The organism is Enterobacter sp. A103 (assembly GCF_034427535.1).
GTDB classification, from domain to species: domain Bacteria; phylum Pseudomonadota; class Gammaproteobacteria; order Enterobacterales; family Enterobacteriaceae; genus Enterobacter; species Enterobacter asburiae_B.
On the sequence record NZ_JAXQPQ010000004.1, the window covers coordinates 399,489 to 412,625 of the forward strand.

13 protein-coding genes and 1 riboswitch are annotated in these 13,137 nt (G+C 54.1%); of the genes, 5 read left to right on the forward strand and 8 right to left on the reverse strand.

Annotation, left to right across the window (positions count from 1 at the left end; genetic code table 11):
• Positions 1-129: 129 nt before the first annotated feature.
• A complete protein-coding gene (locus tag SPH27_RS14475) occupies positions 130-1,005 on the reverse strand; it encodes a YadA C-terminal domain-containing protein (protein WP_233476952.1) in 876 nt (291 codons plus the stop codon).
• 632 nt (positions 1,006-1,637) lie between these two features.
• A riboswitch (TPP riboswitch) is annotated at positions 1,638-1,734 on the forward strand.
• A 35-nt stretch (positions 1,735-1,769) separates the two neighbouring features.
• Between SPH27_RS14475 and thiM the strand changes: the two genes are divergently transcribed.
• From thiM to SPH27_RS14490, 3 genes are read left to right on the forward strand one after another with little or no spacing between them, the layout of a single operon-like run.
• The gene (gene thiM, locus SPH27_RS14480; protein ID WP_182072662.1) at positions 1,770-2,540 is read left to right on the forward strand and encodes a hydroxyethylthiazole kinase; all 771 of its coding nucleotides are present in this window, start codon (positions 1,770-1,772) and stop codon (positions 2,538-2,540) included.
• On the forward strand, positions 2,537-3,337 hold the full coding sequence (thiD, locus tag SPH27_RS14485; protein ID WP_039263125.1) for a bifunctional hydroxymethylpyrimidine kinase/phosphomethylpyrimidine kinase: 801 nt from the start codon (positions 2,537-2,539) through the stop codon (positions 3,335-3,337). The genes thiM and thiD overlap by 4 nt, the downstream gene beginning before the upstream one ends.
• A 42-nt stretch (positions 3,338-3,379) precedes the next feature.
• Positions 3,380-4,126 (forward strand): GntR family transcriptional regulator, encoded by a 747-nt coding sequence (locus tag SPH27_RS14490; RefSeq protein ID WP_033146000.1) that lies wholly within the window; start codon positions 3,380-3,382, stop codon positions 4,124-4,126.
• Here SPH27_RS14490 and SPH27_RS14495 read toward each other — a convergent pair.
• Genes SPH27_RS14495 through SPH27_RS14505 form a run of 3 tightly spaced genes read right to left on the reverse strand, consistent with a single transcriptional unit; the run spans position 4,100 to position 7,328 of the window.
• Positions 4,100-5,053, reverse strand: a complete 954-nt coding sequence (locus SPH27_RS14495) for a PfkB family carbohydrate kinase (protein ID WP_182072663.1) — start codon at positions 5,051-5,053, stop codon at positions 4,100-4,102. The genes SPH27_RS14490 and SPH27_RS14495 overlap by 27 nt on opposite strands.
• Positions 5,050-6,054 carry an ADP-ribosylglycohydrolase family protein gene (locus tag SPH27_RS14500; protein ID WP_048976174.1) on the reverse strand — a complete coding sequence of 335 codons (1,005 nt, stop codon included), beginning with the start codon at positions 6,052-6,054 and terminating at the stop codon, positions 5,050-5,052. Before SPH27_RS14500 ends, SPH27_RS14495 begins: the two co-directional genes overlap by 4 nt.
• Positions 6,051-7,328 (reverse strand): nucleoside permease, encoded by a 1,278-nt coding sequence (locus SPH27_RS14505; RefSeq protein WP_033145997.1) that lies wholly within the window; start codon positions 7,326-7,328, stop codon positions 6,051-6,053. Before SPH27_RS14505 ends, SPH27_RS14500 begins: the two co-directional genes overlap by 4 nt.
• A 250-nt stretch (positions 7,329-7,578) precedes the next feature.
• Here SPH27_RS14505 and fbaB point away from each other — a divergent pair, with 250 nt between their 5' ends.
• Positions 7,579-8,631 carry a class I fructose-bisphosphate aldolase gene (gene fbaB, locus SPH27_RS14510; protein ID WP_182072665.1) on the forward strand — a complete coding sequence of 351 codons (1,053 nt, stop codon included), beginning with the start codon at positions 7,579-7,581 and terminating at the stop codon, positions 8,629-8,631.
• Positions 8,632-8,699: 68 nt separating this feature from the next.
• Here the strand turns inward: fbaB and yegS are convergent, their stop codons facing one another.
• Positions 8,700-9,599 carry a lipid kinase YegS gene (yegS, locus tag SPH27_RS14515; protein WP_182072667.1) on the reverse strand — a complete coding sequence of 300 codons (900 nt, stop codon included), beginning with the start codon at positions 9,597-9,599 and terminating at the stop codon, positions 8,700-8,702.
• A gap of 141 nt (positions 9,600-9,740) precedes the next feature.
• On the opposite strand from yegS, the gene SPH27_RS14520 reads away from it, so the two are divergent.
• On the forward strand, positions 9,741-10,241 hold the full coding sequence (locus SPH27_RS14520; RefSeq protein WP_045887878.1) for a DUF523 domain-containing protein: 501 nt from the start codon (positions 9,741-9,743) through the stop codon (positions 10,239-10,241).
• 161 nt (positions 10,242-10,402) lie between these two features.
• Here the strand turns inward: SPH27_RS14520 and yegQ are convergent, their stop codons facing one another.
• The 3 genes from yegQ to SPH27_RS14535 form a co-directional block, all read right to left on the reverse strand.
• Positions 10,403-11,764 carry a tRNA 5-hydroxyuridine modification protein YegQ gene (gene yegQ / locus SPH27_RS14525; protein ID WP_023312421.1) on the reverse strand — a complete coding sequence of 454 codons (1,362 nt, stop codon included), beginning with the start codon at positions 11,762-11,764 and terminating at the stop codon, positions 10,403-10,405.
• A gap of 167 nt (positions 11,765-11,931) precedes the next feature.
• On the reverse strand, positions 11,932-12,684 hold the full coding sequence (locus tag SPH27_RS14530) for a hypothetical protein (protein WP_182072669.1): 753 nt from the start codon (positions 12,682-12,684) through the stop codon (positions 11,932-11,934).
• A complete protein-coding gene (locus tag SPH27_RS14535; protein ID WP_182072671.1) occupies positions 12,678-13,118 on the reverse strand; it encodes a RusA family crossover junction endodeoxyribonuclease in 441 nt (146 codons plus the stop codon). Before SPH27_RS14535 ends, SPH27_RS14530 begins: the two co-directional genes overlap by 7 nt.
• Positions 13,119-13,137 lie beyond the last annotated feature (19 nt).

Below are 13,137 nucleotides of genomic sequence, written 5' to 3' on the forward strand. Positions count from 1 at the left end.
GCATCAGATACAGGGTCGCTGAAATAATGATATGTCTGAGCATGTTTTTTCTGTCATCGCTATTCTTGCCGGAGGCAAGCAGGTTATTAACTTAATGGCGTAAGTTAATAATGCTTAAGTTGTATTTCGTTAAAATCCCATTCCGACGCCAACTGACGCTCCCATATTATTGGCGGTATCATCAGAGAAGCTCACTTTCGCGATCACATGTGAACTAAAGTTAACGGATGCCCCAACGGCAAGGGCGCTTTCACTATTGTACGTGGCTCCGCCAGCAGAGAACATAACATGCTGATTCGTTTGTACCTGCGGTAATCCTGCCATCGCCATGGCTCCTGAAATACCGGCATTAGCTTGCTTCTTATTATTATCTACTTCATCGTGCAGTGATTTAAATTGCTGGTTGGTATTGTTATTCATTGCCTGTAACGTCTGTTTCGTTGCCAGCAGATCCTGTGCGGTGGCGGTAACTGCCTGGGTATTATTAGCCACTTTAGTTTGTGTTGCTGCGTCTACCTGCATGTGCGTCACGGTGGTCGTCACGCCATCTTTGCCATCTACGCCGTTAGTGGGTTTAGGGGCATTTTCCAGGCTGTCAAGACGGTTATCTTGCACTTTGTTAACGTTTTCCATATTGATAATTTCTGTGCCGTTCGTCATAACGCCCTGTAAAGCCGCATCGCTTTTTTGATTGGCGGTATCTGCAAGCGCACCAGCAAGCAAGGCTTTTTGGTAAGCGTCATTTGTGGCTTGCTCAATAACCAAAACACCTAATTTAGTGGATTGAAGGTCGCTATCCACCTGCGTTAAGCGATTTTCAGTTGAGAGATCGCGAGCAATACTATCAACCCTGTTTTGCGTAATTTGGTCTTGATGGTCATTCACAATATCTGTGATTGATGCGTCATCCCAAACGGCAGCAGCAGCGTTGGTAATATTCATGGCGCTACCGGCGACCACCCCAAATATAAAAACAGAAATAACAGATTTATTGAAAAGTTTCATTCGAAGGACTCACATCATTAACGTATTAAAAAAACAAATTTAAGCAGAACAGTTTTGGCTTTAGTGAGCATGAAGATGTCTGTATTTTTGTATCTCAATACAGGACATTCATTGCCCGGACCTTTTTTAATTGCGTGAATAAACTATCAATTAAACTCAAATTTATGATTTTGATCTAAATCATAAATGATATGAATAAATGAAAGGGCAGGGTGCTGTATCGAGGAGGTATATTTAATGTATACATTAACTTATGGATTGTGCGATAAATCAAGGGAAGCGTTAAGTTATTGATGAAAGTACAAATGTTTAATAGAGTTAAATAAATTAATACTTTCTTATTCTTTCATGCGAAAGAAGTTTATCTATCTTATAAAAGCGGAATGAGCACGTAATAAAAATAAAAATAATAGTCTCAGCAAAAGTACGTAATAAAGTTTTTCAATAATGTATTAACAATTACTGAACCAGAATTAACTAAAGCGTAATAAATATAGGTAAATGACGGGAAAGAGCGCCTGGAGATTTCCGCGGTGACAACGGCGTGATAAATCGAAACTCCTTGCGCCTGGCCTGGGGCCGCGGTTACACTACATAACGTTAATGAGTTTCATAACTCAATGTTTTAAAAGTATTTTGACTCGGGGTGCCCTTCTTTGTGAAGGCTGAGAAATACCCGTATTACCTGATCTGGATAATGCCAGCGTAGGGAAGTCAGATGCCTTCCCGGTCATCGCTTCTTCACGCAAGGCAGGAGCGAACCCATGCAGCCTGACCTGCTCGATTTACACGTTTTACACCACTTCCGAACCCGTTCTCCGCTGACCCACTGTATGACCAACGATGTCGTACAGACTTTTACCGCCAACGTTTTGCTGGCGCTTGGCGCCTCACCCGCGATGGTGATTGAGGCCGAAGAGGCTGAACAGTTTACCGCGATTGCCGATGCGCTGCTGATTAACGTTGGCACGCTGACCTCGCCGCGCGCCCAGTCGATGCGTCGGGCAATAGAAAGCGCTGTGGCGGCAGGCAAGCCCTGGACGCTGGACCCGGTTGCTGCGGGCGCCCTGACGTTCCGCACCCGTTTTTGCCATCAAATCCTTGCCCTGAAACCGGCCGCCATTCGCGGCAATGCCTCCGAGATTCTGGCCCTTGCCGGAATGAGCGCGGGCGGGCGCGGCGTCGATACAACCGATACCGCAGCCAGCGCGGTGCCTGCTGCGCAGGCGCTGGCTCGGCAGACCAATGCCGTTGTGGTCGTCACCGGCGAGGTGGATTACATCACCGACGGACAACGCACACGCACGGTAACGGGCGGCGATCCGCTGATGACGCGCGTAGTCGGAACCGGATGCGCGCTTTCTGCCGTTGTGGCGGCGAGCTGTTCGCTGCCGGGCGACCGGATGGATAACGTCGCTGCCGCCTGCGGATGGATGAAGCGGGCCGGAACGGTGGCCGTTGCGCAGTCACGTGGGCCTGGCAGTTTTGCCAGCGCGTTTCTGGATGCGCTCTATACGCTGGAGGAGCAGGCATGAAGCGGATTAACGCCTTGACCATTGCCGGCACCGATCCCAGCGGCGGCGCGGGTATCCAGGCCGATCTCAAAACCTTCTCGGCCCTTGGCGCGTACGGCTGCTCGGTCATTACCGCGCTGGTGGCGCAAAACACGCGCGGCGTGCAGTCGGTCTACCGTATTGAGCCGGATTTTGTTGCCGCGCAGCTGGATTCAGTATTCAGCGATGTGCGCATCGATACCACCAAGATCGGCATGCTGGCCGAGACGGACATTGTGGAGGCGGTGGCCGAGCGGCTTAAACGCTATCAGGTGCAAAACGTGGTGCTGGATACCGTCATGCTGGCAAAAAGCGGCGACCCGCTGCTCTCCACCTCCGCCGTGGAGACGCTGCGTACAAAGCTACTGCCGCAGGTGGCGCTTATCACGCCCAATCTGCCGGAGGCCGCCGCGCTGTTAGGCACATCGCATGCGCAAACTGAACGCGAGATGAAAGCGCAGGGAAACGCGCTGCTGGCGATGGGCTGCGGGGCGGTGCTGATGAAGGGCGGTCATCTGGATGACGCTGAAAGCCCGGACTGGCTCTTTACCCGCGACGGCGAAGTACGCTTTACCGCGCCGCGCGTGCAGACCAAAAACACCCACGGCACGGGCTGCACGCTCTCCGCCGCGCTGGCGGCGCTGCGCCCGCGGCATGAAGGCTGGGCCGATACGGTGCGCGAAGCGAAAACCTGGCTCTCGGCGGCGCTGGCAAAAGCCGATACTCTGGAAGTGGGTCACGGTATTGGGCCGGTTCATCATTTTCATGCATGGTGGTAACCCAGTATACTGGCAGGAAACACCACACCTGAGAAAACAGAGATGGAACAAGCGCATACCCGGTTAATCGCTCAACTGAATGAACGGATCGCCGCGCCTGACAACACGCCGCTGTACCTGAAATTTGCCGAAACGGTAAAAAACGCGGTGCGCAGCGGGGTGCTGGAGCACGGGAATATTTTGCCCGGCGAGCGCGATCTGAGCCAGTTAACCGGGGTGTCGCGCATCACCGTACGAAAGGCGATGCAGGCGCTCGAGGAAGAGGGCGTGGTCACTCGCTCCCGTGGCTATGGCACGCAAATCAACAATATCTTTGAATATTCGCTGAAAGAGGCGCGCGGTTTTTCCCAGCAGGTGGTGCTGCGCGGCCAAAAGCCTAATACGCTGTGGGTCAACAAGCGGGTGGTGAAGTGCCCGGAAGAGGTCGCAAACCATCTGTCGGTCCCTCCGGACAGCGAGGTCTTTTTGCTCAAGCGCATTCGCTATGTGGATGACGATGCGGTATCGATTGAAGAGTCCTGGGTGCCGGTTGGCCTCATTCCCGATCCGGATGCGATTGGCATTTCGCTGTATGACTACTTCCGCAGTCAGAATATTTTCCCGCAGCGCACCCGTTCACGGGTTAGCGCCCGCATGCCGGACAGCGAGTTTCAGGCGCACATTAAGATGGACGAAAAAATACCGGTGCTGGTGATCAAGCAGGTCGCGCTTGACCAACAGCACCGGCCGATTGAGTACAGCATCAGCTACTGTCGCAGCGATCTATACGTCTTTGTGTGCGAGGAGTAGCGTCTCGCGAGTCGGGGCGCAGTCCCCGCCGCGGTGGCTGACTACCCAGGACGCCACGGCATTCCCCAGCAGAACGGCGTCTGCCAGCGACCATCCCGCCGCCAGCCCGGCAAGCGTGCCGCCCGCGTGGCTGTCGCCAGCGCCAATGGTGTCCACAACCGTCGCCGGGAACGCCGGAACAACGCCCGCACCGTCGCCGTCATACCACGCGGCACCGTCTTTATCATGACGCACAATCAGCGCGGCGCCGAAGCGCTGCTGCCACTCCGCACCCAGGTTGTCAGCCGCTACGCCCAGTCGTTCGGCTGCGATCTCTGCTTCCTGACGATTAAGCGACACGATCGGCCTGCAGGCCATAATCCGCGCCATCAGCGCGTCGGGAATATCCGCGATGCGGGGGCCGAAATCGATAAAGGCCGTCACGTCCTGTAATCCCTCCAGCCAGCGTGTCAGCAGCTCGCCGCACGGTGAGGCCAGCTGATAGCCGGATAAATAGACCAGGCTGTTCGACGGGATGTTAAGCACATCAAGCCAGCTCTGCTGCCACTGGTTCTCCACGCCGCTAAAGGACATGAAGGTGCGCTCTCCGTCTGGCTCCACCAGCGCCAGGCACCAGCCGTTATCGCCGGTTTCGGCCGCAATGGCGCTGTGCAGATCCTGCTTCGCCATGGCGTTGCGAATAATATCCGCCCAGACGCCGTGACCGACGGGCAGGGCGTTTTGCGACGCAATGCCGAGCCGTTTCAGAGCGATGGCAATGTTTAGCGCGCAGCCGCCAATATTCACGCCCTGCTGTTTGAGTTCGATATCGCACCCGCGCCAGGGCAGGGCGTAGGCGTCGGCGATGACGTCAATCACCGCCGCGCCCAGCACCGTCACCGGCCGCGCGGCGTGCAGGGTGTCGAGACGTTGGGCAAATGAATTCATACGCCCTCCCTTTGCTCCCGGTAGTGCAGCAGTTTCTCGCAATAGTGGCCGAAATCGAGCCGGTTGACGGCGTCGAGCTCGGCTTTGAGCGCCGGGTCAATCGCCTGCACGCCGTGGAGCGCGCCGCAGATGGCCGTCGCCATCGCGCCAATGGTGTCGGTATCGCCGCCCAGGTTGGCGCATAAAATGGCGCAGCGGTTTGGGTCGGTTCCCGCCAGTTCGACCATCGCAATGGCCGCCGGAACGGACTCAATGGTGCTGGTTCCGGCCCCCACGAGCTGGTAAACCTGCTCGCTGGCGGACTCAACCCCGTTGGCTTCCCGCACGGTCTTAAGCGCCAGCTCAATACGTGCCGCCAGCGACGCGCTGAAGGTGGTGGTTTTCGCCTCCTGCGCATAGCGGGCGATACCCGGCAGCGCATCGACGATGTTCTGCCAGCTTTCGCCGTCGATAGCGCGGGAAACCGCCCAGGCAATCACCACCGCGCCGGCAATGGCGAGGTCGGATTTATGGGTCGGGCTGGAGGCCAGCGCCACCTGCTCAACAAAGTGTTCCAGACGCGTGGCCGGGAGCAGGCAGCCCAGCGGGGAGGCGCGCATCGCCGCCCCGTTAGTCACGCCGTTGTTGTCCAGTTCGCTAACCGGCTTGCCGTCGCGAATCGCGTTAAGCGCGATTTTGGAGGTCGGGCCGAGCACGTTCTTATTAAACGCGTCGAAATCGAGCGCCCAGCGCAGAATATGCTTGCCGATAACGTCCGCGTTAATCTCCCCGTCGCACTCGATGAGCGCGTCCGCCAGGCACAGCGCCATTGAGGTATCGTCGGTGAACTCTGCCTGTTTGAAATAGCAGGCCGCATTATTCTCTGCCGGGCCGGGTAAAAAACGGTCGATCCAGCCGAAATGCGCCTTGACGCGCTTTCTCGGCCACAGCTCCGACGGCATACCCATCGCATCCCCTAACGCCTGCCCGTAAAGGGCACCGAGAACACGTTCTTGTTTCATTTAACTTCCCCTTGTGTCAGCGCGGCATCGCCATCAACCACCGCAATTGCAGCGATCTCTTTATCCGATTCGCGGAAAAACAGCATAAACAGCACGGCAATCACGGCAATCATGATTGCACCAAACGTCCACATTCCGGCCCAGTTGAAGGTCAGCCCATTCACCGGCTCTTTGTATGCGAACATTTTTTCCATCATCACGCCGCCCAGGCGGTAACCCAGCAGGCTCCCAAAGCCCTGACAGCACAGCGTAATCAGGCCCTGCGCGGCGGTGCGCATGTGCACCGGCGCTTTTTTGTCCACGTAGATGTACGCGGTGACGTAATAGAAGTCGTAGCTCACGCCGTGCAGCAGAATGCCGAGGAACAGCAGGGCGTAGGTGAAGTACTGTTCCGCTCCGCCGTAAACAAAGAACCCGTAGCGGATGGCGGCGGTAATCAGGCCCAGCAGTAAGACCTTCTTAATACCAAAGCGTTTGGTAAAGAACGGCAGGGCGAGCATAAAGAAGATTTCGGAGAACTGGCCGAGCGTCATCCAGCCGGTGGCGTTTTTCATCCCCACTTCGGTGAGATAGCCGTTGGCGAAGATGTAATAGAAGGCCAGCGGCATGGCGAACAGGAACGAGCAGAAGAAGAACACCAGGAAGTTTCTGTCGCGCAGCAGGATTAACGCGTCCAGCCCGAGCATCACTTTGAAATCCAGCTTGCCGGTACTTTTCGGCGGCGTATTCGGCAGGAACAGGGCAAACACGCCGAGCAGGGCGGAGCTGGCTGCCGTCATCAGCAGCGGGATGTTGGTGTCGGAAATATCGCTGTAGCCCAGCATCTGCGGCAGGAAACCGCACGCCAGCCCGGAGGCGATCCAGCCGATGGTACCCATCACGCGGATGCGCGGGAAATCGGCCTCAACGTCGTCCACGTTGGCAAAGGCGATACTGTTGGTCAGCGCGATGGTCGGCATATAGGTCAGGGAGTAAACCAGCAGCAGCGGGAAGAAGGTGCTGAACTGGGTTTGCTGCGCGGCGAAGTACATCAGAATGGCTCCGGCGAACATCAGCACTGACAGCACTTTCTGCGCGGCGAAGAAGCGGTCAGTCAGCGAGCCGACCAGAATCGGGGAGAGGATCGCGGCAATAGCGGTACAGGCGTAAGACCAGCCGATTTCCCCGGCGGTAAAACCGCTTTTGCTCAGCCACAGCCACAGCGGCACAAACCACGCGCCCCAGATAAACCATTCAACAAACATCATGAATGACAGTTGGACTTTCGTTTTCATTTTTTAATCCTGCATGTCAGAGAGGGTACGCCTTTAACATACCACTCAATAATACCTTTTAAATACCTTTGTGGCGATTGTTTGATCAATGTAACAGTTTTGTTGTACACGAATCGAGCCAGCAGATTGTGCTGAAAAAAAAAGCAAAGAGTGGAAAATCTGTTAAGTCGGTACCAGGCTTAGTCTGCCCATAAAAGATGGGACTGGATAAACACACACCGACACGACGTCGGACTTACGGGAGTATCACATGACTGATATTGCGCAGTTGCTTGGCAAAGACGCCGACAGCCTTTTACAGCATCGTTGTATGACCATTCCAGCCGACCAGCTGTATCTGCCTGGTCATGACTACGTTGACCGCGTGATGATCGATAACAACCGTCCGCCTGCGGTCCTGCGAAATATGCAGACGCTCTACAACACCGGGCGGCTCGGCGGCACCGGGTATCTCTCTATTCTGCCGGTGGACCAGGGCGTAGAGCACTCTGCGGGCGCCTCTTTTGCGGCGAACCCGCTCTATTTCGATCCGAAGAACATTGTTGAGCTGGCGATTGAAGCGGGCTGTAACTGCGTGGCCTCTACCTACGGCGTGCTGGCCACGGTTTCGCGTCGCTATGCCCACCGCATTCCGTTCCTTGTGAAGCTGAACCACAACGAAACCCTTAGCTATCCAACCGAATATGACCAGACCCTCTACGCCAGCGTCGAGCAGGCGTTCAACATGGGCGCGGTGGCGGTAGGGGCGACGATTTACTTCGGCTCCGAACAGTCCCGCCGTCAGATTGAAGAGATCTCCGCGGCGTTTGAGCGCGCGCACGAGCTGGGCATGGTCACCGTACTGTGGGCATATCTGCGCAACAACGCGTTCAAGAAAGACGGCGTGGATTACCACGTGTCGGCCGACCTGACCGGGCAGGCGAACCACCTGGCGGCGACCATCGGCGCGGATATCGTGAAGCAGAAAATGGCCGAGAATAACGGCGGCTATAAAGCGGTGAACTTTGGCTACACCGACGATCGCGTCTACAGCAAGCTGACCAGCGATAACCCGATCGACCTCGTGCGCTACCAGCTGGCGAACTGCTACATGGGCCGCGCGGGGCTGATCAACTCCGGCGGCGCGGCGGGCGGTGATACCGATCTGTCAGACGCGGTGCGTACGGCGGTGATCAACAAACGCGCGGGCGGCATGGGGCTGATCCTTGGCCGCAAGGCGTTTAAGAAATCGATGGCCGACGGCGTGAAGCTGATCAATGCGGTTCAGGACGTCTATCTGGACAGCAAAGTCACGATTGCCTGACGGCTCCATCTCCCTCTCCCCGGTGGGAGAGGGTTGGGTGAGGGCATCATTGCTCACCGTGTGATACATCAGCGCAAAAGCACGCAGTCCGGCGGTAGCCGGCACTGCAGCGCGCCGGGCAGTACCTCAATGCGGAACTGCGTTCCGCTCAGCGGCTCTCCGTCGAGGTTAAAGGTCATCCCGTGCGGCGCATTCACTTCAAACCACGCCGATTTCCCGGCGATGATATTTGGACTCTCTTCCGGCTGCGTCAGCGTAGTAAACAGCGCGGGCAGCAGGCCGTCGCCCGTGAAAATACGCAGCTGGAGCTGACCGTCATTAATCAGCGCCTCCGGGCAGAGCTGCTGTCCGCCGCCCGCCCGACGCCCGTTGCCAATCCCAATCACCAGCGCATCACCCTGCCACTGAAAATCCTCGCCGTGAATTTCGCAGCGGTCAGGCTTGAGGGTGTCCATGCGCATCAGGCCGTGGATCAGGTACGACACGCCGCCCAGCGCCGCCTTCAGCTTTTCCGGCGTTTCGCTGGTGATGCGCGTGCCAAACCCGCCCGTCGCCATATTGATAAAGCAGGTTTTATCATTCACCTGCGCAATATCCACAGCGGTGGCCTTGCCGAGGATCGCCAGCTGGAGCGCTTTCTCCAGCTCCTCCGGGATCCCTGCGCTGGTGGCAAAATCATTGGCGGTGCCGAGCGGTAAAATACCCATCACCGGCCGGTTTGCCGGGGACAGGTCGATAAGCGCTGACGCAATCTCATTGATGGTGCCATCGCCGCCGCCGGAAATGATGGTGCTGACGCCAAGCCCGAGGGCTTCATTGATATAGCGTGCCGCGTCGCCTTTTTCCCACGTCACCCTGACGTGAATGCGCGCGCCATCGTCACGCAAACCCTGAATTGCCTGACGCAACAGATCGTTGCCCGCGCTTTTGCCATTGAGAATCAATAAACTGTCTGGATAGGTTGCCATCCGCGCTGCTCCCTTTTTTAGCGTTAGTAAGAGTGTATAGCAGAGAGGAAAAAAGCGGGTAAGAACAGGATGAAAGGAATAAAATATGCCCGAAAGCGCGTTACACTCCAGCGATGGTAGTAACGTAATCACAGGAAAGTGATGATGAATAAAATTTTGGTAAGCGCGTGCCTTATGGGCTTTAAGGTTCGTTATAACGGAAGTGAAAAAGCGCGAATGAACGAGCTGCTCGCTCGCTGGCAGCAGGAACAACGTCTGGTTATCCACTGCCCTGAACTTGCGGCCGGGATGCCTGTCCCTCGTCCTCCGGCAGAGATTATGTCCGCTGATGGCAAAGACGTAATGCACGGGCAAGCCAGAATTACTGAAAATACAGGGCAGGATGTGACTGAGCAGTATCAGCTTGCAGCCTGGCTCGCGCTACGCGCTGCTCAGGAGTCGGGGTGTAGCGCAGCGCTATTAACCGATGGCAGCCCCACGTGCGGCAGTCAGTTTATTTATGACGGATCTTTTCGCGGGATCCATAAAGCGGGGAGGGGTGTGGCTGCATCGTTGCTCGCAGAGCATGGGATAGCCGTGTTCTCTGAGGGGCAAATCGACGAGCTTATTGCCTGGGTTGAGGAGAGAGAAGGCAAAAAATAAGCCCGCGTAAGGGAGATTACGCAGGCTAAGGAGGTGGTTCCTGGTACAGCTAGCATTTATGGGTTATGTTTTTCAGCGGGGGGATAATACCCGTATTGAACGAAGCGGTATGTGATCCGATTCTAAGAATTATCCCAGCGCGAAAAAATTTCCCTGATTAACTATTTGCCGTGTGGGTTTCGGGTGCTTTCACCGTTGAAGTTACGCATCAGCAGCGCAAACTTCAGCTCCACCTCTTCCGGAACCGGCAGCCATACGGTATGCCCGTCGCCCGGCGCCACGTCAATCGCCTCGCCTTTGCCGTTTTCCAGATGCTCCAGCGTAAAGTTCATGTTGCCCTGCGGGGTCATAAGCTCCAGGCTGTCGCCTTTGGTGAATTTGTTTTTCACCGCGACGGCCGCCAGCGCGCCTTTGCGCTCGCCGGTAAAGTCACCGACAAACTGCTGGCGCTCGGAAACGGAGTAGCCGTGCTCGTAGTTCTGGTAGTCATCGTGAGTATGACGACGCAGGAAGCCCTCGGTATAGCCGCGGTGCGCCAGGCCTTCCAGGGTTTCCAGCAGGCTGGTATCGAACGGTTTACCTGCCGCCGCATCGTCGATGGCTTTGCGGTACACCTGCGCGGTGCGCGCGCAGTAGTAATAGGATTTGGTGCGGCCTTCGATCTTCAGAGAGTGCACGCCCATCTGCGTCAGACGCTCGACGTGGGCGATGGCTCGCAGATCTTTCGAGTTCATGATGTAGGTGCCGTGCTCGTCTTCAAAGGCGGTCATGTACTCGCCCGGACGTTTGGCTTCTTCAATCATAAACACGCTGTCGGTTGGCGCGCCGATGCCCAGCGTCGGCTCAACGTTGGTTACCGGAATAGGCTCGTGCTTGTGCACGATATTACCGACGTCATCCTCTTTGCCCTCCTGGACGTTATATTCCCAGCGGCAGGCGTTGGTGCAGGTGCCCTGGTTCGGGTCGCGCTTGTTGATATAGCCGGAGAGCAGGCAGCGGCCGGAGTAGGCCATGCACAGCGCGCCGTGAACGAAGATTTCGATTTCCATATCCGGCACCTGGGTGCGGATCTCTTCGATCTCTTCCAGAGACAGTTCGCGGGACAGGATGACGCGGGTCAGCCCCATCTGCTTCCAGAACTTCACCGTCGCCCAGTTGACGGCGTTAGCCTGGACGGAGAGGTGAATATCCATCTCCGGGAAGTTCTCCCGAACCAGCATGATTAAACCCGGGTCCGACATGATCAGCGCGTCCGGCCCCATATCCACCACCGGCTTCAGGTCACGGATGAACGTTTTCAGCTTGGCGTTGTGCGGCGCGATGTTCACGACCACGTAGAATTTTTTGCCCAGGGCATGCGCTTCGTTGATGCCGAGCTGCAGGTTCTCGTGGTTGAATTCGTTGTTGCGCACGCGCAGCGAGTAGCGCGGCTGGCCCGCATAAACGGCGTCGGCACCATAGGCGAAAGCGTAACGCATATTTTGCAGCGTTCCCGCCGGGGAAAGGAGTTCCGGTTTAAACATGTTTGTTCTCGTTCTGATGACAGGTCAGATCCGCGTGCACCAGGTGCAGCGGTAAGGGGAGATCCCCCACTTTAAGGGCGGGCATTGTAGCGCTGCGGGGCAGGGAGGTAAAGATTGAATTATTATTTATTTTAGCCGTAAAGTTAATTACGGCTAAATTTGCATTGTTATTTATTTTTTTCTGATGTAATTTTTATTTTGAGTTGCTGCTGTAGGTATTTTAGATGCCATCTCATTTCTCTGGCTTCAAGTTCTGATACTTTATTTCCTTCGATAACACTTAGCACAATTGAATATAGTGTGTAAAGGTCTCTCACTTCTGCATTAATTTGTTCCAGAGGATGTATTTCAAATTCGTAAAGTATCAGGTTAAGATAATCAAGGGTTGAATTCTTGTTTCGATTATGATTGTTTTGTGTTCTGTGAAAAGAGATCATGGAACGAATCATTCTTGCTATATAAATCCAGTCTCTAATAAATGAATTGGTTGCAGTGCTTTCATTATTAAGATAAAGTGGTGGTATTCTTTCGGAAAGAATAATAGCTATATTATCCTCAGAAAATTTCTCTTGGATCTTAGCATTTATTTCCGATTGCTCACTCTCTCGATTATCAATATATCTAAAGTCAACCAATATTTGAGCATCTTTATCAACATTAAAATAGTGATGTAAAAAAGGATGGGTGGTTAATTCTTCCATCATTCTTATACGCTTATGGTAATGGTCACCGTGACGCTTATTTACTATTTCTATGATTATAATTTCTTTTTTGTCTTTGCTAATTGCAACTAAATCAAATAGAAAATTTTTATATGAAGGTGTTCTTGGTAAGTCTTCATAAACAATATACTCTTTTAAAGTATATTCTGTTTTAATTAATTCAACCTGGTAATGGTAATAATCATAGTAGTTTACCATAGCTTGCCTTCATTGCATTTATATTTTTCAAGTTTAATTAAGGTCATATATTCTGCAGGTGAGTTGTTTTCTCTTATTTCTAATATTTTAGCAATTGAGGGAGCTAGGGATAATGGAACGACAAGGGATTTCCCAGGCTCCTTCACGAATCGCTCAGCAATAATGCGCGTTATTTGCCTGTCATTCTCCATGACTACCGGAGCCAGGGCATCAATGGTAAATTTAAGTCCATTGTCTACGTCTGAATAAGAGTTGTTATGTGGGAAATAAAATATTTTAAAAGTTGTCTTATACTTAACCTGCATGCCAGTATATTCTGCGCTTGCAGAATTAAAAACTTTCGATTGCCAGATTGCCTTCAAAGATTTAGGGCCTTTCCTGTTAACCGTGGCTGGTCGGCCAAAGACGATCATTTCCAAAAGATTATCTGCCATGATATTTCCTTAAAGAAAA